The organism is Corallococcus sp. CA054B, from assembly GCF_003611625.1.
Taxonomy (GTDB): Bacteria; Myxococcota; Myxococcia; order Myxococcales; family Myxococcaceae; genus Corallococcus; species Corallococcus coralloides.
Genome location: NZ_RAVY01000031.1, coordinates 38,830 through 61,741 on the forward strand (window position 1 = coordinate 38,830; position 22,912 = coordinate 61,741).

Below are 22,912 nucleotides of genomic sequence, written 5' to 3' on the forward strand. Positions count from 1 at the left end.
CTCCTACTTCTTCTTCGGCGGCTCGTCCGACTCCGGCCCGGTGGGGCGCGCGAGCGTGCCCGGAGACTCCGCCAGCGCGTACGCCATCCACGTCACCGCGGCGGTGCTGCGCGCCAGGTCCTGCGGGTCCACCTTGTCCAGCGTGTCCGCCATGGAGTGGTGCACGTCGAAGTAGCGGCTGCTGTCCACGCGCACGCCCACGAAGGGCACGTGCGCGGGCTCCATGGGGCTCAGGTCCGCGCCCGTCGCGTGCCCCACCAGGAACTTCGCCGCGCCCAGCCCCTCCAGCGGCGCCAGCCACGGCCACAGCAGCGCCTCACCGCCCGGGCCCGCGTGCAGGCTCACGCCCAGAGGCCGCCCGCCGCCCGCGTCCATCTCGATGGCGGCCACGTGCTTGGGCAGCTCCTTCGCGTGCCGCTCCGCGTACGCACGGCCGCCGCGCAGCCCGTTCTCCTCGTTCATGAACAGCACCACGCGCACCGTGCGCCGGGGCGCCTGGGGCAGCTTCGCGATGAGCCGCGCGGCCTCCATCACCATCACCACGCCCGCGCCGTCGTCGTGCGCGCCCGTGCCCACGTCCCACGAGTCCAGGTGCGCGCCCAGCAGCACCACCTCGTCCGGCTTCTCGCGGCCCCGCACCTCCGCCACCACGTTGGACGAGTCCGCGTCCGGCAGATCGGAGCACCCCAGCACCAGCCGCACCTTCACCGCCCCGCCCTGGAGCATCCGGTGCAGCGTGAGCGCGTCCTCCACCGACACCGCCGCCGCGGGCAGGCGCGGGCCGCCTTCATCGAAGCGCGTGGAGCCCGTGTGCGGCGTGCGCAGCGACGCCGTGGCCAGCGAGCGCACCAGCGCGGCCACCGCGCCCTGCTTCGCCGCCGCCGCCGGACCCCGGCCTCGCAGCCCCGCGAAGCGGCCGTAGTCCGCCGCCTCCGACATGGTGTGGTTGAAGAACACGATGCGGCCCTTCACCTTGTCCCCCAGCGCCGCCAGCTCCTCCAGGGAGTTCACCTCCACCACCTCCGCGGTGATGCCCTCCGGCGGCGTGGGCGCGCTGCCGCCCAGGGCCAGCAGCGCCAGCGGCAGCCCGCGCGTGCGCTCGGAGGCGAGGATTTCGCCGTGCTCCTCGCCCCGCACCCAGCGCGGCACCTTCACCGGCTCCTTCCACGCCTTCACCCCATCCGCCTGGAACCCGCGCAGGGCCCACTGCACCGCGGCCTCCGCGGACTCGGAGCCGGACAGGCGCGGCCCGATGCCGTCCGTCAGCTCCGCCAGCCGCGCGTAGGCATGGCCTTCCGCGAGCGCGGGCCCCACCAGCTTCGCCGCCGTGGCCTGCTGCGCGGCGCTCAGCTTCGTCACGGCCGGGGGCGTGGCCTTCACCGACGAGGTGGCCGGGGACTTCGGCGCGGGCTCCTGGGAGGGCGCGGTCGCCGTGTTCTGGGGGGAAGGCGACGCCGAGGTGAGCAGCCGCAGGGCCAGCGAGACGGGCAGGACGAAGGTGGACGTGGACACTCGAATCCTCGAGGGGACCTGATGAGTGGGCGGGGCGGGGTGGAAGTCCCAGGGGCCACCGCGCGCCGAGAGGGGGAACGCGGCGCGCGGGGCTCAACTGGGACGTCACGCACCGGTTCCGCGGTTGGGGAACGCGAGGCCCGGTACATACGCCATCTTCCAAGAAGAAGAGGACGTGCGTGCATTCTTTAAAGAAATTCCTGGCAGCGTCAAGGCGGGAAGTGAGCATTGCGACCCGCGGGTGATGTGAGTGTTCACGACTCTCCGCTACGCGGGACGTCCCATGGCGCGCATCTGCCCTGGGTGACCCGTGACGTCTTCCAGGTTCTGCAAGCCCTGGACACGCCGCCGCGCGCGCTATTCCCCAGGCCCGGGACGACCTGACGTCCTGGCTGCCCTGCGTCAAAGCGACGGGACAAAGGGGCTCGCGCGCCGGCACGGCGGACTGGCGACACGCCCCCGGGCGTTCACCCGGAACAGCCGGGCGCGGGCGCCGACACCGGGGAGGATGCCCCGGTTCCGGGGGAATGACTCCTTCGGAATTCTCCGTTGCCCACCCCGGAGGACCCGGGCGACAGTGCCACGGCCGGAGGTCGCCCCCCTCGACCCGCGGTCCCCCCGCTCATGAGCGTGCCCCTTTCCGAAACGGAACAGGCCCTGAGGGCCGAGGTCGAACGTCTGCGATTCCGCCTGCGCGCCGCGGGTCTGGATGACGGCGCCGGCACGGCTCCCGCCCCGGTCCCCCAGGCTCCGGCGTTCCCGGCGTCCCCTGGGGGGAACGCCGACGCGCACGTGAAGCAGGAACAGCTGCGGTTGGCCCAGGAGGCAGGTGGCATTGGCGTGTTCACGCTGGACATCGCCACCGACCAGCTGACGGTGACGCCGCAGTTCTGCCGGCTGTACGGCGTGCCGGTTTCGGACACCCTGCCCGCTCCGGTCATCGAGGCGCTCGCGCTGGAGGAGGACCGGCGCCACGTGTCCAACGCGCGGACGCGGGCCTCGGGGCAGGTCACGCCGTCGGTGGAGTACCGCATCCGCCGTCATGACACCGGGGACGTGCGGTGGATCCACCGGCGCGCGTCGCTGGTGTACGACGCGGCCGGCAAGCCGGTGCAGCTGGTGGGCATCACCCAGGACGTCACCGAGCGCCACCAGGCCGACGATGCCTTGCGCGAGGCGAACGAGCGCGTGCAATTGGCGCTGAACGCCGAGGCAATGATTGGCACCTGGGTGTGGGACGTGCCTGTCAACCGCGTCGTCGCGGACGAGCGCTTCGCGCACTCCTTCTCATTGGACCCCGTGCAGGCGCGCGAAGGTCTGCCCATCTCCCAATTCGTGGCCGCCATCCACCCGGAGGACCGGCCCAGGGTGGAAGCGACCATCGCCCGCGCCTTGAAGACAGGCGGTGCGTACCGGTCCGAGTACCGCGTGCTCCGCGCCGACGGCACGAACCGGTGGGTGGAGGCCAGCGGCCACTGCCATCTTTCCGCGCAGGGCGCGCCGCTGCGCTTTCCCGGCGTGCTGGTGGACATCGACGCGCGCAAGCGGGCGGAGCTGCGGCAGACGGCGCTGCTGGAGATGGCGGACCGGCTGCGCGAGGCCTCGTCCCCGGACGCCGCCGCGCAGCTGGCCATGGAGGTGGTGGGGCGGATGCTGGGCGTGCCGCGCGCGGGCTACGGCACGGTGGACTCGACGCATGCGCTGGTGCTGATGCACCCGAACTGGGTGGCCTCGCCGGACGTGGCGCGCGTGGAGGGCGTGCACCGCTTCCACGACTACGGCGTGTTCCTGGAAGACCTCCTGAAGGGCGAGGTGGTGGCCATCCCGGACGTGCGGGAGGACCCGCGCACGGCGCCCCAGGCGGACACGCTGGAGCGGGTGGGCATCCGGGCCCTGTTCAACATCCCGCTCCTGGAGCACGGCCGGTTCGTGGCGGTGCTGTTCCTGCACGACGTGCAGCCGCGCACGTGGACCGCGGAGGAGATCGAGCTGTGCCGCAACGTGGCCGACCGCGTGTGGGCGACGCTGTCCCGGCTCAAGGCGCTGTCCGCCTTGAAGCAGGCCAATGAGACGCTGGAGCAGCGCGTGGCGCAGCGCACGCGGGAGCGGGACCGCGTGTGGAACGTGTCCCAGGACCTGCTGGTGGTGGGGAGCCTGTCGGAGGGGAAGTTCCTCAGCGTCAACCCGGCCTGGACGCGGATGCTGGGGTGGACGGAGGAGGAGCTGTTGGGCCGTACGTCGGAGTGGCTGGAGCGCCCGGACGACTACGCGCGCACGCGCGCCGAGGTGCACCGCCTGGAGGGAGGAAATCCCACGCTGAACTTCGAGAGCTCCTACCGGTGCAAGCACGGCGGCTACCGGCGCATCTCCTGGACGGCGGTGCCGGTGCCGGAGGACGGCGTGCTGTACGCCAGCGGGCGCGACGTCACCGAGCAGCGGCAGACGGAGGAGCAGCTGCGTCAGGCGCAGAAGATGGAGGCGGTGGGGAAGCTCACGGGCGGCGTGGCGCATGACTTCAACAACCTGCTCCAGGTGGTGGGCGGCAACCTGCAGCTGCTCCAACGCGACGTGGCCGGCAACGAGCGGGGCATGAGCCGGGTGCGCTCGGCGCTGAGCGCGGTGGAACGAGGGGCCCGGCTGTCCGGGCAGTTGCTGGCGTTCTCGCGGCGGCAGCCGCTGGAGCCGCGCTCCCTGAGCCTGGGCCGGCTGGTGCGGGGCATGGACGACCTCCTGCGCCGCGCGCTGGGCGAGGACGTGGAGGTGGAGACGGTCATTGGCGGCGGGCTGTGGAACACGATGGCGGATCCGCACCAGCTGGAGAACGTCATCCTCAACCTGGCCATCAACGCGCGCGACGCGATGGGGGGCATCGGGAAGCTGACGCTGGAGTTGAGCAACGCGGCGCTGGACGACCACTACGCGCAGGCGCACCCGGAGGTGATGGCCGGGGCGTACGTGCTGCTGGCGGTGTCGGACACGGGCGGGGGCATGTCGCAGGAGGTGCTGGAGCGCGCGTTCGAGCCCTTCTTCACCACGAAGCCGGAGGGCCGGGGCACGGGCCTGGGGCTGAGCATGGTGTACGGCTTCGTAAAGCAGTCCGGCGGGCACGTGAAGCTCTACAGCGAGCTGGGGCACGGCACGACGGTAAAGGTGTACCTGCCGCGCGCCTTCCAGCCGGAGGCGCCGGTGACGGAGGTGGTGACGGGGCCGGTGGAGGGCGGGAGGGAGACCATCCTCGCGGTGGAGGACGACGCGGAGGTGCGCGCCACGGTGGTGGAGATGCTGACGGAGCTGGGCTACCGCGTGCTGCGCGCGGTGGACGGCCAGAGCGCGCTGTCCATCCTGAAGAGCGGCGTGGCGGTGGACCTGCTCTTCACGGACGTGGTGATGCCGGGGCCGGTGCGCAGTCCGGAGCTGGCGCGGCAGGCGAAGGCGCTTCAGCCCGACATCGAGGTGCTCTTCACGTCCGGCTACACGGAGAACGCCATTGTGCACGGCGGCCGGTTGGATCCGGGCGTGAACCTCTTGTCCAAGCCGTACCGGCGCGAGGACCTGGCGCGCAAGGTGCGCACGCTGCTGGACCAGCGGCAGCAGCGGATGGCGACGCCGAAGCTCCAGTGGCCGGAGGCGCCTCGCACCGGGGAGACGGCGGCGACCCAGGAGGCCGCGAGGCGGATGCACGTGCTGCTGGTGGAGGATGACGAGGACATCCGCGCGTCCGCCAGTGAGCTGTTGGGGCTGCTGGGTCACGCGGTGATGTCGGTGGCGAGCGCGGAGGAGGCGCGGGTGGCGCTGGCGGCGGAGCGGTTCGACGTGCTCTTCACGGACGTCACGCTGCCGGGCATGTCCGGCGTGGACCTGGCGCGCGAGGTGGCGATGCGAAAGCCCGCCATGCGGATCATCATCGCGTCCGGCCACGGCCGTTCGGCGCTGGAGGGGGATCCGCAGCAGTGGCTGGGCGTGGTGGTGCTGCCCAAGCCCTACGCGCTGCCGCAGATACAGCAGGCCCTGGCCCAGGTGGCCGCGACGGCCCGCTGAGGGGTCAGCGGCGCTGGCGCTCCAGGAAGGCCAGCAGGCCTTCCGTGTTGCGGCGCTCGTGGTCGTCCAGGGACGGCAGGTACTCGCGGACCTCCGCGAGCATGGCCTCGGCGGCGGGCAGGTCCGAGGGGGAGACCTTGAACGCCCACTGCCAGTACTCCGCGGCCGTGTAGGAATACATCCGGGTATCCACCGGATGCTTCAGGTACGCACGCAGGGCGCCTCTTACGATCCGTGGGGTCTGCCCCCAATGCGCGCCGCAGAAGAAGGCAGTCTTGGCGATGAACCGGAGAAGCGAGGCTGACGGCACTCGTCCTTCATGGCGCCGCCCCACCTGCTTGAGGCCCGCGCGAAACCGGGGCCAGTCCCTGGGCGCGAGGCCCGTCACGTCCGACACATCGTCGATGAAGGCACTCCAGGCCGGATCCCTAAAGGGCGGATCCTGGAACGCCTTCTTCATTTTCTTCGCGGGCATTCCAACGCCTTCCCGTTCCAGCTGTAGACGGAGTCAGGCCAGAAACCGTTGGCCATGCAATAGGACCGACACGAGTCACAACGGCTCTCTCCCTCCACCCGTCCGGGCTTGCTGTCTCCACCTGCATCGACACAGCGAACGTAGTCCTGGGTGCAGGTCTCCCTGACCTGTTCCTTCTTCTCCAGTTCCTCCCCCGTCCCGGGAGGAGGCAGCGGGTTCGGCTTCCGGGGCCGGGGCGGCTTCATCATCTGCACCTGCTCGCACGCCGCCGCCGAACCGCTCTTGCACTGGCAATCCACCGTGCTGACACAGCCCGGTCCGGGCCCCGGGCCAATGGATTGACGGAGCTGCCGCGGGCCGCCTGCGCAGCCCGCGACCGCTCCACACAACACGAGGACGACGCCTAATCGCAGACCTGCTCCGTGGCGTGCGTAGTCGCCCGGGGGCTCCAGCCCTCGTTGCCGTCCTTCTCGAAGTAGAACTTCGCGCGCGTGCGCTGCCGCGTGCCCACTTCGTTCAGCGTGTTCGCGTCGTACAGCCGGCCGTTCACCATCGTGTAGCGCACCGTGCGGCTGTTGGAGATGTCCTCCAGCGGGTTCCTGTCCAGCACCACCATGTCCGCCAGCTTTCCCACCTCCAGCGAGCCCAGGTCCTTGTCCATGCCCAGGTGACGCGCGCCGTTGAGCGTGCCCGCGCGCAAGGCCTGCATCGGCGACATGCCGCCCTGCACGAACATCGCCAGCTCCCAGTGCGCCGCCAGGCCTTCACGCTGGCCGTGCGCGCCCAGTTGCACGCTCACGCCCAGGTCATTCAGCTCCTTCGCCACACGGGCCACGTTCTGGTGGTTGAACTCCTCGTCCGGAATCATCACGCGGCGCCGTGAGCGCCCGTCCACCACGCGCCGGGGCACGAACGACAAGAGGCGCGTGTCCTCCCAGACGTTCGTCTTCTGGTACCAATAGTTCTCCCCCATGAGCCCGCCGTAGGCCACGCCCAGCGTCGGCGTGTAGTCCACCTGCGTGCCCTTCCACAGCTGGCGCACGTCGTCGTAGATGCGCGCCACCGGCAGCGAGTGCTCCAACCCCGTGTGCCCATCCACCACCATGGTCAGGTTGTGCTGGAGCAGCGATCCGCCCTCGGGCACCACCAGCATGTCCAGCTCGCGCGCCGCCTGGAGCACCTTCTGCCGCTGGTCGCGCCGGGGCTGGTTGTAGCTCTTCACGCTGAACGCGCCCAACGCCTTCATCCGCCGCAGGTGCCGGCGCGCGTCGTCCAGCGTGTCGATTTCGACGTGCGCGTCCGCGCTCGCCGCCCCGTACAGGATGGTGCCCGTGGAGAAGATGCGCGGCGACGTGAGCATCCCCGCCTTGCCCAGCTCGCTCGCGGCGAAGATGGTCTCCGAGTGGTTGGACGGGTCGTGCAGCGTCGTCACGCCGAACGCCAGCGAGGCCGCCTGCACCCAGCTCTGCTCCGGCATCAGCCCGTCCACGCCCATGGCCCCGTGCCAGTGCACGTCAATCAGGCCCGGCATCAGCGTCTTGCCCTTCACGTCCACCACCTTCGCGGACGCGGGCACGTTCACCTTCCCCACCGGGCCCAGCGCCACGATGCGGTTGCCCTTCACCACCACCACGCCCTCCTCCACCACCTGCTCGCCCTTCATCGTGACAATCCGCCCGCCCACCAGCGCCAGCGTCCCCTCCGGCACGTCCGACTTCTGGGAGAACGCCACGTCCACCCCGTCCACCTCCGGTGGCGGCAGCGTCTTGGGCGCGCCGTCCATGAACGTGAACGCGTTCTTCAGCGCCCGCGTGTAGAGCTTGGACCCCAGCGCCCAGTGCAGCGACAGCCGGGCGTCCGCGCCGGACCAGTGCAGGTATTCACCCGCGTCACGGCTCACCTGCGTCACCGGCATCGCCTTGGTGGACGGCCCCACCCGCGCCTCCTTCGCGCCGCGCACGAAGGGCGTCACGTAGGCGTTGAAGTCCTCGCGGAAGGCCACCCACTTGTCATCCGGCGACACGCGTATCTCCAGCGCGCCCCCGCTCGTCAGGTGCGTGCGCGGCTCGCCACCGTCCAGCCCGATGCTGCGCAGCGTGCGCACGTCCTCCACGTCCTTGGACTCCACGTGCAGGAAGTACACGCGGTCCGATTTCGCGCCGAAGTGCGGCTGCTCCCCGTCCCGCGTCAGCTTGCGCGCCACGCCTCCACCGGTGGACGGCACCACGAACAGCCCCGTCTCCCGGCTCCACGTGCCCGGCATCAGGTAGCCATCGCCCGTCGTCCGGTACACCACCCACTTGCCGTCAGGGCTGAGCGAGGGCTCCACGTAGAAGCCCGGCTGCGTCGTCACCACGCGGCCCTCGCCGCCCGTGGCCGACACCATGCGCACCGCGCCCAGCGCGTCGTCGTCCCACGTCGTGTAGACGATGGAGCGCCCGTCCCGGGAGAACGACGGATAGAACTCCAGGTGCTCGTTCTGCCGCGTCAGCCGCCGAGGCGTCCCCGACGGCAGCTCCTTCACGTACAGCTTGCCCAGCGCCTGGTACACCAGCTTCTTGCCATCTGGTGACACCTGCATCCAGCGCAGCATCTTCACGTCGAAGCGGTCCGGCGCCACGGGCCGCGTGCCCTTCACCGCCGCGAACACCGTGCGCGTGCCCTCCACGTGGAAGGGAATGGGCGTCACCTTCTTCGTCGCCACCTCGATGCGGTGCAGCGTCCCGCCCGCCCAGAACACCAGCGACTTGTTGTCCGGCGTCCACGCCATCACCGGGGACACGCCGTGGATGGCCCACGTCTCCTGCATGTCCCGGTCGAGCCCGACATACAGCGGCCGCTCCGCTCCGGACTTCACGTCCGTCACGTACAGCACGCTCTTGCCGCGCACCCGCCGCACGAACGCCAGCTGCTTGCCGTCTGGCGACGGCGTGGGCCGGATGGAGCCACCCGGGCCGGTGACGAAGGGCTCCACCTCCTTCGTGTCCAGGTCCAGCCGCTGGATGGCGTAGAGCTCCTTGTTCGGGTCCTTGTCGTACTCGAAGGACTTCCCCGGCGTGACGTCCTGGCTGAAGTAGACGTAGCGGCCGTCCGGGGAGAACGCGGGCTCGCCCAGGTCCTTCTGGTCGTTGGCGCGCTCGGTGAGCTTCACGCCTTCGCCGCCCGCGCGGTGGTACATCCACACCTCGCCCGCGCCCAGCGAGCGCCGGCCGGTGAAGTGCTTGCGCGCCACCAGGAACTGGCCGTCCGGACTCCACGCCGGGCTGTTGAGCAGCCGGAACTTCTCCTGCGTCACCGCGCGCGGGTTCTTGCCGTCGCGGTCCATCACCCAGACGTTGTCGCCGCCGCCCCGGTCGCTGGTGAACGCGATGGACTTCCCATCCGGGCTGTAGCGCGGCTGCATGTCCCACGCGGCGCCGGAGGTCAGCGCGCGGGCCTCGCCGCCCGCGATGGGCAGCGCGTAGATGTCTCCCAGCAGGTCGAAGAGGAGCTCGTCCCCTCGCGGGCTCACGTCCACGTTCATCCACGTGCCCTCGCGCACGTCGATGGGCACCTGGCTGCTGGCCACGCCCGGAGGCGCGTCCACCTTCCACTCGTCCTTCTTCGCGTCCGGCTGCTCCGGGGTGGCGACGGGGGCCAGGGTGCCGCCGTCGCCCTCGCTCGCCCGGGCGGCCTCGCGCGCGGTGTCCTTGGGCGCGGGCGGCTTGGGCGGTTCCTGCGGAGGCGCTTCACCCTGCCCTGGGGGTGCGGGCTCGGGTGCACTCGCGGGCCGGGGCAGGGGCTGCGCCGCCAGGAGCATGCCTGGGACGAGCAGTGCGAAGCAGAGGGAGGAGAGGGGTCGGTTCACCGGAAGTGTCCTCGGGGAAGACGCGGGGCGCGGCATCCTGCCAGGATGCCTGGGCTCGCAGGGTGCCCGTGAACTCGCGGACGGGCAGGCGTGTTCCTGGGCGCGGCGTGCCGCGGTGCGTTCCCCCGGCGCGGTCTGAATCTGCTACTGCCTCCAGCCCATGTCTGACTTCAGTCTTCCCACGGACCTGGCGGAGCGACGCGAGGCGCTCTCCGTCCTGTTCACCGAGGCGGTGCCCCACAACCATGCGCTCGGGCTGCGGCTGGAAGCGGTGGGCCCCACGGACGCGACGGTGGTGATGCCCTACGCGGACGTGCTCGTCGGCAACCCGGAGACAGGGGTGGTGGCGGGCGGCGCGGTGACCACGCTCATCGACGCGGCGAGCGGCGCGGCGGTGATGGCGGCGCTGGGCGCGTTCGCGGCCATCGTCACGCTGGACCTGCGAATCGACTACCTGCGCCCCGCGCGCCCGGGCCTGCCGCTGACCGCGCAGGCCGAGTGCTACAAGGTCACCCGCATGGTCGCCTTCGTGCGCGCGCTGGTGCACCAGGGCGACCCGGCGACGCCGGTGGCCTCTTCACAGGGCACCTTCATGCGGGTGGAGAGCTGATGAGCACGCCTTCGCTTCCCCTCGCGGACCTGGTCCGCCAGGTGCGCCAGTCGCGCGAGTACCACCGCCTCACGGACGCCATCCCCTACACGCGCTTCATGGGCATTGGGGTGGAGAACCTGGCCGGCGAGATGCTCTGCCGCATGCGCTACGCGCCGCACCTCATTGGCAACAGCATCCTGCCCGCGCTGCACGGCGGCACGCTGGGGGCGCTCTTGGAGTCGAGCGCCATCTTCGAGCTGCTTCTCCAGACGGACACCGAGCGCGTGCCCAAGGTCATCTCCACCACGGTGGACTTCCTGCGCTCGGGCAAGGCGCAGGACACCTTCGCGAAAGCGTTCATCACGCGGCAGGGACGGCGCGTGGCCAACGTGCGCGTGGAGGCCTGGCAGGACGACCGCACGCGGCCCATCGCCAGCTCGCACGCGCTGTTCCTGCTGTCGGAGCCGTGAGCGGCCAAAGCCCGGTGGACGCTAGCCGTCCACCACGATGCGGTACGTGCGGCGTTTGCCGTCAGCGCCCCAGATGATGAGCGTGGTCGTCCCCTTCGCCAGCGCGGAGACCTCCACCCCGTCCTTCCCGGTCGTCTTCACGTCCGCGACGGACGGGTCGCCCAGCGCCACGCGGCTCATCCCCGGCACCGTCAGCACCTGCTTCGCGCCCTTCTTCAGGGTGAGCGTCTCGTCCGCGGCAGGAAGTTCCTTCGAGTCCCCAGCGCGAGCGGCGGGCTCCCTGGCCCCCGCGGGCAGGGCGCTGAGCAGCAGGGTTCCCAACGTCAGGGCCACGAAGCGTGAAGCCATGGATGCGACCTCCGGGTGACTCCGGCGGAGTCCCGAGTTGCCCCAATGTCCCATGCGTGGGCATCCGACGTCTCCCGAGAGCCCCCGCGCTTCGGACACTGACGTTGTTACAGCGTGGTTCCCATTTCTACAGGGTTCCTGCCAGGTCCTTCAGCGGACAGCGTGCACAGGGGCACGGTGGATTGCCTTGGGGTCCGCCGGGTGGATGACAGGGTTTCCAGCCTGGGGGCGCGGTGGGGGCGAGGCAGTGAACGCGAGCGCGCGTCACGGGAGCGCGGCACGTCGCCTGCTAGCTCAGGGGAGCGACACCGACGCGGAGACCCCCATGAGCGAGCGCGAGTCGATGAAGCTGCGGGAGTTGAAGGAAGCCGCCCATGCGCTGTACCAGCGGGGGAGGTATGCGCAGTGCGTGGAAACGTACGCGCAGCTCGCGAAGTTGCTGCCGCGCGACGCGAATGTGCGCGTCCGGCTGGCGGAGGCCTGCCGCCGCGCGGGGCAGAAGGAGCAAGCGATTGCCGCGTACCGCAAAGCCGCGCAAGTGCTGTTGTCACTGGGTTGTGAGTCCCGCGCGCGAGGCGCCCTGAAGGCAGCGCTGGAGTTGGATCCGCGCGACCCGACGTTGCAGCAGGAATTGGCACGGATGGGTCAGGGCGCGGTGACGCCGACGGCGCTGGAGGACGAGGAGCTCTACCGTTTCGACCGGTTGCCGCCGCCGACGCCACCGCCCGGACGGATGCGCAGCGTGCCGCCGCCCATCCTGCTCAGCGCCACGCAGGAGCCGGCCGCGCCGCGGAGTCTTCCGGTGGCGCCGTCCATCACGCCGGTGAACGTCCGTGGGACACCGGGCGCGATGCCGGGGCCGGGACGGCAGGCGGTGCTGCCCCATCCGCGTCCTGCCATGCCGACCGTGACGCCCGCGCTGGATTCGGCGACGGAGACGATGTCGCGTTCCATGGCGCATGCGGCGGCGGGTGCGCCGCGTGCGCCGGAGGCCGCACCGCTGCCGAAGGTCATCGTGTCGATGTCCGCTTTCGGGGAGCCACCGGCGGTTGGCGCCGCGCAGCCGGGAGGGAATACGCCTCCGGGCATCACGCCGGTCACGGTGGGCAGGAGCGTGCCCCAGAAGGTCCTGCCGGGTGTGCCCCGGGGCCTGCCCGCGCTGCCGCGGAGTCCTCCGCGCGTGCCGCCGCCCACGCTGCATCCTGCTCCGACACCGGAGCGCCCCACGGTGAAGGTCCTCACGCTGATGAATCGCACGCCCGGGGGCCAACCGACGACGCCTCCGTCCGCGGTGATGCCCTACAAGCCGGAGATGCGCCGCCTGGCTCCGAACGTGGTGGCCCTGCGTGTGTCGCCGCAGGCGCGTTGGGTCATCATCCGCTCGGAGAGCGACCTCGAGGTGAGCCGGTCAGAGGCGCTTCCTGGGGAGCCTGCCGCCGCGCATTGAGGTGGGCTGTGCGCGGAGCATGCCCTCTGCATTCGTCTGCCCTTGCATGCTCAAATGACTCTCACGGAGCGTCTCGGGCTCTGGAGAGGGCATCCGCATGCGACGCTGCTGGTTGATTCCGCTCGTGGTCGTGCTGCTGACTGGTTGTGGCGGCGTCACGCGGTCGGTGCGTCTGGAAACAGGCAGGGGTGCAACCATCGAGGTCACACCCTCGTCAGGCGGCACGCCGGTGGAAGTGGACGAGGACGACTTCGAAGAAGCCGTCGCGGTGCTGGCCCGAGCCGTGCGTCCTGCCTCGCGGCCCCAGCAAGAGGCACGGAGACTGTGGCAGGTGGAGCCGCGCAGTGGTTCGTACCTGTATGACCCACGCAGCCACCGCATCACGCCACTGGGGCTGGATGAGCACCTGGAAGGCGCTGCCTCCAGTGCGGACGTGGAGCTGACACGTGCCTACCTGCGCTGGTGTGAGCGCACGGGCAGGCCTGGTGACTGCCTGCGTCTGCTGATGGAGGGCCCTACGGTCAACGGGGACGGGCGCTACGCCCTGGCCATGGCGCTTGCCCAGGGGGTCGTGCTGGAGGAGCTGCTGGATGTCTTCAAGGACATGGCCGATCCCCAGGCCATGCTGACGACGGTCCTTTGGACCTGGACCACGTACATGGTCCTGCTCGCGGTGCCTGAACCCTTTTCCAAAGGGCTCGCGGCGGTGATGACCGCCACGCTCATCGCCTACGTGGGCGTCGATACCTTCTCCTGGAGCCGCCCTGGCGACGGTGCAGGCGGAGTCCCAGCTGGGCTTGCGGTTCGCGGCGATCGGAGAAGTGCGGACAGTGGCGGTGAGCGCCGGGACCGTGACGGTCGCGCTCGCGCCTGGCGCGGTGGCCATGGCCGCCAACGGTGGCAACGGCGGTGGCCCTACTCCGCCTGCGGGTGCGCCCAGGGGCTGGGGCTCGTTCAGCGGCTTCAAGAAGGCCCTGGGCCCGGCGGGGCCAGGCAAGGAGTGGCACCACATCGTCGAGCAGACCCCAGGCAACGTGCAGCGGTTCGGTCCCCAGGCGCTTCACAACACCGAGAACGTCATCCCGCTGGACAAGGGAGTGCATGCCCGCGTCAGCGAACTCTATTCTGCGATACGGCGTAACCTCACGGGCACGGGGAGCCTGACCGTGCGGAAATGGCTGAGTACGCAGTCGTACGAGGCACAACGCGATTTCGGGCTGCGAGCCATCGAGAACGTGTCGAAGGGGCTTTGGTGATGACCCTGGAGAAGCTGGTCGAACAGGTCGCGAAGCATGTCGCCGCCCAGACCGACGCCATCTGGCAAGGCGATTCCAAGACCGGAAACAAGCACGCCAGGAAGTACGGGGCCGCGATCGATCAACTCCTGGCCCACGGCGATCCTGGACGGAATGCACTCCTCGTACTGCTCAAGCATGAGCGCATGGACGTGCGGGTCATGGCCGCTGCCCACCTGCTTCGCTACCGGACGGCGGAAGCCAGGGCCGTCCTGGAGGAAGCCGCGAAGGGCCAGGGACTCGTGCCCTTCGAAGCCTCGGAAGCACTGAAGCGGTGGGACGAAGGCACCTGGTCCCTGGACCCGGGATAGCCCCCACAACGAACCGTGGCGCCCTCCCCTCTTCAGGGAAGGACGCCCGGTGATTCCACCCCATTCAGGAACCGTCCTACATGGACACGGACTTCGCCGGGTCGATGAGGCTCTGGAGCGGATTCGTGGCCTCCGCGGTCTCCTGCTCCACGTCCGGCTCGGAGGCGCGGACCTGCGCCTCGCAGTGGTTGCTCTTCCGGTTCTGGTGGCAGTGCCGGATGCCGTACACGTGATGGCACCCGCATGGATCCACGCGCTTCTTGGCGCACAGCGATGGATTGAACACCGGAGCCGCGGTCATCTCCACCGGCCCCGCCTGCAACGCCACCGACAGCACCATCCCCGTCAAAAACCCCATCGCCCACCCCCTTGATGCACGCTGCAGAAATGGGAATGCCGATCCGCCGCCGCAACCCCCAGGCTTGTCTGAATGCCGCTCCGTGCACTCCCGGCCGTTCCCTCCGTCCACCCCACGGGGTTTCCTCTCGACGCACGCCAGGCAAGCAGCCAATCGTGTGTCCGGAAACCGGCACCGTCAGGGATGAGGGAGGGCTTCGTCCCTGCCGCGGGTTCACCCACCTGGGGGATTCACCATGAGCTGGAAGCAACACCTGGAAAAGGTCTCCGAGGGCCACTACGTCCTGCCGCGCACCAAGACCATGCGCGTGCACGCGGACCTGTTCCTCTCCGACAAGCTCCTCTGGGGGGAGGAAGGCAATCCGGAAGCCCCCCCGCTGGAAGACGCCGTCTTCGATCAGGTCGTCAACGCCGCCACCTTCCCCGGCGTCACCCGCGTCGCCGTCACGCCCGACTGTCACGTGGGCTATGGCGTCCCCATCGGCACCATCGTGGAGACGGACGGCACCCTGCTGCCCACCGCCGCCGGCTACGACATCGGCTGCGGCATGGTCCAGTTGCAGACCTCCCTCACCGTGGAGGACGTCGCCGACCCCGCGAAGCGCCGCCAGTGGATCAACGAGGTGACCGAGCGCATCGCCGTGGGCGTGGGCGCCACCCGGGCGCGCAAGCAGCGCAGGGTCAGCGACCCCACCCTCAAGGAGGTCCTGCGCCATGGCGCCAAGGCCCTGGGCCGGAGCCGCTCGGTCACCGAGCGCGACTTCATCCCCGTGGAGGACACCGGCGTGTCCATCCCCGAGCGCGCCTTCGACAAGCGCGGACAGCTGGGCAGCCTGGGCGGCGGCAACCACTTCACCGAGATGCAGGTGGATGAGACGGGCCGCGTCTGGGTGATGCTCCACACCGGCAGCCGGGGCTTCGGCTGGAACATCGCGAAGCACTTCTTCGTGGCGGGCGCCGCGCAGCTGGGCCTCAAGAGCCGCAGCGAGGACTTCGTCTGGCTGGACGCGGACAGCGCCCTGGGCCGCAGCTACTGGAACCTGCACAACATGGCGGCCAACTTCGCCGTGGCCAACCGGCTGCTCATCGGCGAGGCCGTGTGCGGGGCGCTCGAGGACGTGTTCGGCGGCACCGCGAACATCTACTACGAGATCAGCCACAACCTCATCCAGCGCGAGGGCGGCAGGTTCGTCGCACGCAAGGGCGCCACGCGGGCCTTCCCCGCCGGACATCCGGCCCTCAAGGGGACGACGTGGGAGGCCACCGGGCACCCCATCCTCATCCCCGGCTCCATGGAGACCGGCAGCGCCATCCTCTTCGCGGAGCCGGGGGCGGAGAAGTCCATCTACTCCGTGAACCACGGCGCCGGCCGGCGGCTGTCACGCGCCGCCGCGCGCCGGCAGCTCCAGCAGGAGGAGACGGACCGGCGCATGGCGGAGGCCGGCATCCTGCTCAACACCCGCACCACGCCGCTGGACGAGTCCGGGCCCTGCTACAAGAACCTGGACGACGTGCTGGAGACGGTGGAGCAGGCAGGACTCGCCCGGGTGGCCCACCGCCTCAAGCCGGTGGCCTGCATCAAGGGCGCGGACTGACGGGATATCCCTGGAAGGGGGACTCGTGGGGGAGGCCGGGCGGCGCTAGACTGGGCCTCCGCCTGGAGCCCCACCCATGCCCCCGTCCCCCACCCCTTCCCGGGAAGTCGAACTCGCGCGCGCCGAAGCCGACATGTCCCGGCTGGAAGCGCAGCTCGCCGAACAGGTGGCCCGCGCCGCCGCTGATGCCGCCGCGTTGACCGAGCGGCTCGCCCGCATGCGCCAGGCCCTGGCCCGGCCGGAGCATGCCGGGGACTCGCGCCTGTCCCAGTGGGCCATGCGCCTGGAGGACACCGAGTCCCCCGAGCCGTCCCCGGAGCTCTCGCGGCTGCGGGAGAAGGCCCTGGACGCGCGAGAGGCCGCGCTGGACACGCGCCGGCAGGCCGGGCTGGACCTCCAGTCCGCGCTGCGCGTGCAGCAGGAGGACGCCGCCCGGGTGGAGAAGGCGCTGACGTCCGCCGAGTCCGACCTGAAGCGCGTGGAGGACGCCGCCCGGGCCCGCGCGGAGGCCGAGGCGAAGGCCCGCCGCGCGGCGGAGGCGGAGACCCAGAAGGTCGTCCCGCCCCCGGCCCTGCGGCCGTCCCAGGAGAAGCCGTCCACGGAGGCGCCGACGCGCGCGGAGCGGCTCCCGGCGCGCGCGCCCGTGGCCGCCACTCCGGCGAAGAGCGACGCGCGCAAGGCGGGCCGGGTGCGGATGCACACGACCATCGACACGCGCAGTGATTCCAACTTCTTCACCGGCTTCTCGATGGACATCAGCGAGGGCGGCATCTTCATCGCCACGGTGGAGGCGGTGCCGCGCGGAACGCCGGTGGAGCTGGACTTCACGCTGCCGGGAGGCCGGCCGCTGACGGTGAATGGCGTGGTGCGCTGGGCGCGCGACGGCAACGACCGCACCCCGGACCTGATGCCGGGCGTGGGCGTGCAGTTCACGACGCTGCCGCCGGAGGTGGCGAACGCCATCTCGTCGTTCGTGGCGACGCGCGACCCGATGTTCTACCCGGACTGAGGGGCTCAGGTGCCCCAGGGGCGCAGGGGCTTGAGCAGCCCCGCGTCCTGGAGGCGCGCCTGGACGTCCGCGGCGAGGGCGACGTGGGCCGGGTTGGAGACGGTGAACTTCTCCGGCGTGAGGGTGATGAGCGTGCCCCAGTCCGGGATGTGCTCCACCTGGACGGGCGCGGGCAGTGGGGGCACGGGGCCTCGGAAGTCGGCGAAGTACATGACCCAGCCGCCATAGGTTCCGAGCTTGGGGAACTGCTCGGTCACGATGGTGTCCACGTGCTGATTGGACGTGGCGAGAGCGAACTCGGGTTCCCATGCGAGCGCCATGGCGCGCACAACGCTGGTCATGACCGGCGCGGTCACCACGCGCTTCGCGACCTCGCTCTGGCCCAGCGAGTGGAGGATGCAGGTGGAGCTCAAGTGCGTCGAGGACCCGCCACATCTGCCATTGATGCCTGAGGTTTCATCTGGCGTCTCCCCGGCCCAGAGCCAGAACCTGGAGCTATCGCCAATTCGATTGCTCTTCTGACCCAGGAGCTTCGCGAGCGTCGCGGCATCTGGCTGGACCTGTCGCTTGCGTGCTTTCTCGAAGGTTGCTGCGGTTTGATGCCAGCGGTTCCAGGTTGGCTCGAGCGGGGCAATCCTCCCGAGGAAAGACTCCAGGCGCCGGGCGCAGTCCTCCACTGGCTCGGATCGGACCAGCCAGTAGCACCCCGCGTAATACGTCTCGACCATGGCTCCAGCATGCCTCATCGAATCGGTGCGATGGACACCACTTCAATCGGGAGGCCGTTCAACTCGAATGCTTTACGGAGGAGTATGGCGAACCGCTCCTCGGCGACAATCCAGCGGATGCGCCGTCCTCCTGCCACATTGAACTGCCGTTCAGCCTGGGCAAGCACCTTGTTGAAGCCCGTGAAGAACGCCTTCATCGACATGTCGTCCTGGATGAACTTCGCGTAGCCCGGGCCCTTGGCCTCCAGCAGCAAATCGTCCACCAGGTCGTAGCCGTCGAAATCGACCTCATCGTCTCCCTGCTTGAGCCGATACGCGGAGCCCTTCGGCGCTCCGGTCACCTGGGCCTGATAGTCGCGGGCACGGTCGGACATCGACTCATTCACCTGCACCCACTTGCCCGGGCCACTTGAGCTACTCGGCGGAGGCGGACCCATCGTGGCCATGGCCACCGCCGTGGACGCGAGCGTCACCTCCACCACTCCGTCCACCACCGCCACCGCGCTCACGTCCTGCACGCGCGCCGGGTTGAAGCCCGCCTGTGTCGAACCCAGTCGCACGGCATCCGGGAAACGCGGCATCCACGCGAGCGCGGATGACAACCCCACCGTCACGCCGTGACTCACCAGCACCGTCACCGCGAGCACGAAGACGCGCGCCACCTCCGGCCCCAATGCCTGCGCGAAGACCTCCGCCGCCTCCTCCAGTTCCTGGAACGTCCGCGCCCTATCCGTGGCCGCCTTCAGCGCACCGCACGCCCTCACCACCGCGAGGAACGACTGCACGCCCACGTACGCCAGGAACACGGCGGCAATCACCGCCGCGGCCTTGGTGAACAGGGGCTCCGGCGCCGCCGCCAGCACCACCCACGAGGTGATGGCCCCCGCCACCACGGACACGAAGAACTCCGGGTTCAGCGTGTCCTGCAACGCCGCGCCAATGCTCGCGCGCAAGGGGTCCAGCGACATGCCCACCGCGAGCGTCAGCCGGTCCAGCTCACCGAAACCCGCCCCATCCTCCAGCAACGACAGACAGTCCCCCGGAGCCTCATGCGCGCGGCACCACCGTCCGTACCCGTCCCGCAGCATGAACCCGAGTCCCAGGTCCAACTGCGCCCCCTTCTTCGCGACCGTGCGCACCACCCTCGGTGACCGCACCGTCAGTGGCACCTCCAGCACCAACCGCGCCAGGGCCTCCTCGAACTCCCGTGCACTGACCGGCACACGCCGGTCCCAGGTCGCCGGGGCGTACGTCCGCGTTCCCTGCTCCGTGCGCAGCCGCACCGTGGGCCCACTGGCGCAGCCCGTGAGCAGCACGACCAGCAGCCCCCACACGATCATCCGGCCCTGTCCCTGTGACACTCGCGACACTCCTCGACAGGTGCCTTCTCCGGCCCTTCCACCAATGCTATGCGTATCCCAGCAATTCAATCTTAACTTGAAGATCTTGACTTCACTGGGAGCACATCTTGAAGCCTTCTCTCCTCCTCGCGTCCCTGGCCCTGACCGGCGTGCTGTCCGCCTGCGGTCCTGACGAGGCGCCTGAACCCCAGCACCTGGGCAGCACCACGGCGGCGCTGGACTGCGCCGCGCTCAGCAAGCCCGTGTATCACCGGGTGCGTCCGTCCACGGGCGACAGCCTCCTCACCCTCAATGCGAACGAGGCCGCCAACGCGGCCACCACCTACGGCTACACCGACGACCGGGGCACGCCCTTCAAGGCCGCGAGCTCCTCCGGCACCGGCCTGTCCCCCGTCTACCGGCTCTACAGCCCCAGCCGGGGTGAACACATCGTCACCATCGACGCCACCGAGCGCTCGAACCTCATCGCCTCCGGCTTCACCACCGACGAGGGCGTGGGCTTCTATGCGTCCAAGACGGCGGAGACGTGCCTCGTGCCCGTCTACCGCTTCGACAACCCGGGCCTGAAGAAACACCGCCACGCCGTCACCCAGGCGGAGCGCGACGCGCTCACCACCGCGGGCTGGACCAACGAGGGCATCAAGTTCTACGCCGCGCCCACCACTGTGGACACGAAGTTCACCTTCGTCGTCATCCCCGACACGCAACAGGAGACGGTCTACGCCCCCACCCGGCTCACCCAGCGCATGCAGTGGATCGCCGACAACAAGACGGCCCAGGACATCCGCTTCGTGCTGCACACAGGTGACTTGATGGACTGGGACACGCCCGACCACCTCCACTACCAGCGCGCCAGTGATTCGTACCAGGTGCTCGACACCGCCCAGATTCCCTACGCCATCGCCCTGGGCAACCACGACACGGCGGCCGTGTGCCAGGGCGGCAGCGCGTGCCCCGGCAACGTCAACGCCAACCTGCGCAACACCACCACCTTCAACACCTACTTCCCGCTGTCCCGCTTCAAGGCCCTCGGCGGCGTGTTCGAGTCCGGCAAGTGTGACAACGCCTACCACACGTTCAACGCGGGCGGCCTGAACTGGCTGGTGTTGAACCTGGAGCTGTGGGCCCGCACGAACGCCGTGAACTGGGCGAAGACCGTGCTGGCCCAGTTCCCCCAGCACAACGTCATCATCATCACCCACTCGCACCTGAACGGCAGCGGCGGCATCGAGCAGTCGAACGGTGGCTACGGCAACAACAGCCCCCAGTACGTGTTCGACAACCTCATCAAGCAGTACGCCAACGTGCGCTTCGTCTTCTCCGGCCACGTGGGCAACGCCGCCTACCGCACCGACACCGGCGTGAACGGCAACACCATCTACCAGATGCTCAACACGTTCCACGACGGCACCACCAATCCGACGCGGCTCGTGGAGGTGGACACCGCCGCCAACACCATCAGCACGCGCGTCTACGCGCCGCTGACGAACACAGAGCGGGCGGAGGGAGCGAAGGCGTACAGCAACGTGAACTGGGTGCGCTGAACGAGCCCTCCCGATGAAACACGCGAGCCCGCTTCCCTGCCGAGGAAGCGGGCTTCGTGTCAAACCCGTATGGCCTCGCGGGTGACCGTTCCGTCCGTGGGGCGGTCAGTTCCAGGAAGGTGCTCCGTGATGAACCTCCGTTCGTGGCTGGCGCTGTCGACGCTGGGGTTGACCCTGTCCGCTCCGCTGGGCGTGGCGCGGCCGCTGTCCAGCTATGTCGATGCCACGTCCTACCTGTCGTCCCAGCCGGAGTATCTGGCGTGGCTGGAGCTGCGCTCGAACCTGAAGGACAACTTCGACGACATCTGTGGAGACACGTTCTGCGAGGGTGGCTACAGCAACATCCAGTCGCTGCGCTTCCAGTGTTCCGTCAACAGCGGGACGGGTGTCATTGGCCAGTGCGTCTGGGTGTTCGCCGCGAGCAACGAGGAGCTCGACCCGTCCACGGGTGAAATCTCCGTGCAGACGCAGACCTGGACCTGCCAGAGCCCGCTGGCCAGCGGCACCACCATCACCTCGCTGCTGACGGCGCTCTCGGGGACCTCTCCCCTCTACGCCACGCTGCCCGGCACCAGCACGACGATCTACGACGGCCTGGTGGACTGCCTGTAGTCGGCGGACGCCGGCACACGAAGGCGCACCGTCTCCCTGCGTGAACGCAGGGTCCCGGTCCGGATGCCGCACGCGCGGGTGAGGTGTCGGTCCGGAGGGAACAGCGCCGGACATGGCGGGCCCGGATGATGCAGAGGCGGGCCCGCCATGATCCCAGACCTCGCCCGCCTCGCCGCCAGGGGAGAATCCGTCACGCTCGAGTTGAAGCGCTCGACCGGTGAATTGCGCGAGGCGATGCACACGCTCTGCGCCTTCGCGAATGGACAGGGAGGCCAGGTGCTGCTGGGCGTGAAGCCTGGCGGAGAGCTCATCGACCAGCAGGTGAGCGAACAGACCCTGCATGACATCGCGACGGCGCGGGAGCGCTTCGAGCCTCCGCTCGACCTCCGCATCCAGAGCGTGGAGGTCGCTTCAGGGCGGAGCGTCCTCGTGCTCACCGTGGACGGCATCAGCGATTCCGTGCCGTACACCTTCGACGGCCGCGCCTATGAGCGGGTGGGCAACACAACCCGCAAGATGGCGCAGGAGCGCTATGAGCTGCTCTTGCTGGAACGTGCGCACAGCCGCCGTCGCTGGGAGAACCAGGAGGCCGATGAGGTTCCGCTCCAGGAACTCGACCGCCAGGAGGTGCTGCGCATCGTCGAGGCGGCTCGCTCCGCGGGGCGTCTCGTGGGACCGGTGGGACGGGGCCTGCCCGAGCTGCTCGACCGCCTTGGCGTACGCCACAAGGGCAGGCTCCTGCGCGCGGCCGTCGTGCTCTTTGGCAAGACATTCCTTCCCCACCATCCCCAGTGCGAGCTGCGCATGGCCCGGTTTCGAGGCACCGACAAGACCGAGTTCCTCGACCAACGCAACGTGCGCGGACCGGCCTTCCGGCTGCTCGAGGAAGCCGAGCTGTTCTGCCAGCGGCATTTCCCATTGGCTGGCCGCATCGAACCGGGCCGCCTGCAGCGTGTCGACCGTCCGCTCATCCCGCCAGATGCGATGCGCGAGCTTCTGGTCAACGCCTTCATCCACCGTGACTACAGCATCGCGGGTGGCGCGGTGTCGCTTGCGATCTTCGACGACCGCGTGGAGATATGGAGCGCGGGGCGATATCCGAAAGGCATCACGCCTGAATCGCTCACACGGCCGCATCTGTCGGTGCAGCGCAATCCCATCATCGCGGAGGTCTTCTACCGCGCTGGACTCATCGAGAAATGGGGCCGGGGCACGAACCGCGTCGCCGAGATGTGCCGCGCCGCTGGGCTCTCCGCCCCGGAGTTCGCCGAGGTCACGGGCGCCGTGGTCGTCACCCTGCGGGTGAATGTGGGACAGACCCTGACCGCGGATCAGGGGGAGCTCGCGACCAATCTGGGGGGGGTTCCAGGC

At 69.7% G+C, this 22,912-nt stretch carries 18 protein-coding genes; 11 read left to right on the forward strand and 7 right to left on the reverse strand.

What is annotated here, in order from left to right:
- Positions 1 to 3: 3 nt before the first annotated feature.
- On the reverse strand, positions 4 to 1,512 hold the full coding sequence (locus tag D7V80_RS10615; RefSeq protein WP_120588039.1) for a M20/M25/M40 family metallo-hydrolase: 1,509 nt from the start codon (positions 1,510 to 1,512) through the stop codon (positions 4 to 6).
- Between the two features lie 624 nt (positions 1,513 to 2,136).
- Between D7V80_RS10615 and D7V80_RS10620 the strand changes: the two genes are divergently transcribed.
- On the forward strand, positions 2,137 to 5,550 hold the full coding sequence (locus D7V80_RS10620) for a PAS domain-containing protein (protein WP_120588040.1): 3,414 nt from the start codon (positions 2,137 to 2,139) through the stop codon (positions 5,548 to 5,550).
- Positions 5,551 to 5,554: 4 nt separating this feature from the next.
- Here the strand turns inward: D7V80_RS10620 and D7V80_RS10625 are convergent, their stop codons facing one another.
- On the reverse strand, positions 5,555 to 6,025 hold the full coding sequence (locus D7V80_RS10625) for a hypothetical protein (protein WP_120588041.1): 471 nt from the start codon (positions 6,023 to 6,025) through the stop codon (positions 5,555 to 5,557).
- 403 nt (positions 6,026 to 6,428) lie between these two features.
- Positions 6,429 to 9,872 carry an amidohydrolase family protein gene (locus tag D7V80_RS10630; RefSeq protein WP_120588042.1) on the reverse strand — a complete coding sequence of 1,148 codons (3,444 nt, stop codon included), beginning with the start codon at positions 9,870 to 9,872 and terminating at the stop codon, positions 6,429 to 6,431.
- Between the two features lie 160 nt (positions 9,873 to 10,032).
- Here D7V80_RS10630 and D7V80_RS10635 point away from each other — a divergent pair, with 160 nt between their 5' ends.
- Complete coding sequence (locus D7V80_RS10635) at positions 10,033 to 10,482, forward strand: PaaI family thioesterase (protein ID WP_120588043.1); 450 nt, start codon at positions 10,033 to 10,035, stop codon at positions 10,480 to 10,482.
- Positions 10,482 to 10,934 carry a PaaI family thioesterase gene (locus tag D7V80_RS10640; RefSeq protein WP_120548770.1) on the forward strand — a complete coding sequence of 151 codons (453 nt, stop codon included), beginning with the start codon at positions 10,482 to 10,484 and terminating at the stop codon, positions 10,932 to 10,934. Before D7V80_RS10635 ends, D7V80_RS10640 begins: the two co-directional genes overlap by 1 nt.
- A 21-nt stretch (positions 10,935 to 10,955) precedes the next feature.
- On the opposite strand, the gene D7V80_RS10645 is transcribed toward D7V80_RS10640, so the two are convergent.
- Positions 10,956 to 11,282, reverse strand: a complete 327-nt coding sequence (locus D7V80_RS10645; RefSeq protein WP_158616591.1) for a pilus assembly protein N-terminal domain-containing protein — start codon at positions 11,280 to 11,282, stop codon at positions 10,956 to 10,958.
- A 205-nt stretch (positions 11,283 to 11,487) separates the two neighbouring features.
- Between D7V80_RS10645 and D7V80_RS10650 the strand changes: the two genes are divergently transcribed.
- The 3 genes from D7V80_RS10650 (at position 11,488) to D7V80_RS10660 (ending at position 14,335) form a co-directional block, all read left to right on the forward strand.
- A complete protein-coding gene (locus tag D7V80_RS10650; protein WP_255417631.1) occupies positions 11,488 to 12,729 on the forward strand; it encodes a BTAD domain-containing putative transcriptional regulator in 1,242 nt (413 codons plus the stop codon).
- Between the two features lie 851 nt (positions 12,730 to 13,580).
- On the forward strand, positions 13,581 to 13,985 hold the full coding sequence (locus D7V80_RS42690) for a hypothetical protein (RefSeq protein ID WP_233585250.1): 405 nt from the start codon (positions 13,581 to 13,583) through the stop codon (positions 13,983 to 13,985).
- On the forward strand, positions 13,985 to 14,335 hold the full coding sequence (locus tag D7V80_RS10660; protein WP_120588046.1) for a DUF2019 domain-containing protein: 351 nt from the start codon (positions 13,985 to 13,987) through the stop codon (positions 14,333 to 14,335). Before D7V80_RS42690 ends, D7V80_RS10660 begins: the two co-directional genes overlap by 1 nt.
- A 76-nt stretch (positions 14,336 to 14,411) precedes the next feature.
- On the opposite strand, the gene D7V80_RS10665 is transcribed toward D7V80_RS10660, so the two are convergent.
- Positions 14,412 to 14,693, reverse strand: coding sequence for a hypothetical protein (locus D7V80_RS10665; RefSeq protein ID WP_014392930.1), 282 nt, complete (start codon positions 14,691 to 14,693; stop codon positions 14,412 to 14,414).
- Between the two features lie 235 nt (positions 14,694 to 14,928).
- Between D7V80_RS10665 and D7V80_RS10670 the strand changes: the two genes are divergently transcribed.
- Complete coding sequence (locus tag D7V80_RS10670) at positions 14,929 to 16,287, forward strand: RtcB family protein (protein ID WP_120588047.1); 1,359 nt, start codon at positions 14,929 to 14,931, stop codon at positions 16,285 to 16,287.
- A gap of 76 nt (positions 16,288 to 16,363) precedes the next feature.
- Complete coding sequence (locus tag D7V80_RS10675; RefSeq protein WP_120588048.1) at positions 16,364 to 17,296, forward strand: TIGR02266 family protein; 933 nt, start codon at positions 16,364 to 16,366, stop codon at positions 17,294 to 17,296.
- Between the two features lie 5 nt (positions 17,297 to 17,301).
- Here D7V80_RS10675 and D7V80_RS43855 read toward each other — a convergent pair whose 3' ends face one another.
- Complete coding sequence (locus D7V80_RS43855; protein WP_370452480.1) at positions 17,302 to 18,042, reverse strand: immunity 52 family protein; 741 nt, start codon at positions 18,040 to 18,042, stop codon at positions 17,302 to 17,304.
- Positions 18,039 to 19,385 carry a restriction endonuclease fold toxin 5 domain-containing protein gene (locus tag D7V80_RS10685; protein ID WP_120588050.1) on the reverse strand — a complete coding sequence of 449 codons (1,347 nt, stop codon included), beginning with the start codon at positions 19,383 to 19,385 and terminating at the stop codon, positions 18,039 to 18,041. Before D7V80_RS10685 ends, D7V80_RS43855 begins: the two co-directional genes overlap by 4 nt.
- Positions 19,386 to 19,492: 107 nt before the next feature.
- Here D7V80_RS10685 and D7V80_RS10690 point away from each other — a divergent pair, with 107 nt between their 5' ends.
- The 3 genes from D7V80_RS10690 to D7V80_RS10700 all read left to right on the forward strand — a co-directional run.
- Positions 19,493 to 20,929 carry a metallophosphoesterase gene (locus D7V80_RS10690; protein ID WP_120588051.1) on the forward strand — a complete coding sequence of 479 codons (1,437 nt, stop codon included), beginning with the start codon at positions 19,493 to 19,495 and terminating at the stop codon, positions 20,927 to 20,929.
- A 129-nt stretch (positions 20,930 to 21,058) separates the two neighbouring features.
- On the forward strand, positions 21,059 to 21,541 hold the full coding sequence (locus D7V80_RS10695) for a hypothetical protein (protein ID WP_120588052.1): 483 nt from the start codon (positions 21,059 to 21,061) through the stop codon (positions 21,539 to 21,541).
- Between the two features lie 147 nt (positions 21,542 to 21,688).
- On the forward strand, positions 21,689 to 22,912 hold a 1,224-nt coding region (locus D7V80_RS10700), incomplete at its 3' end, for an ATP-binding protein (protein ID WP_120588054.1).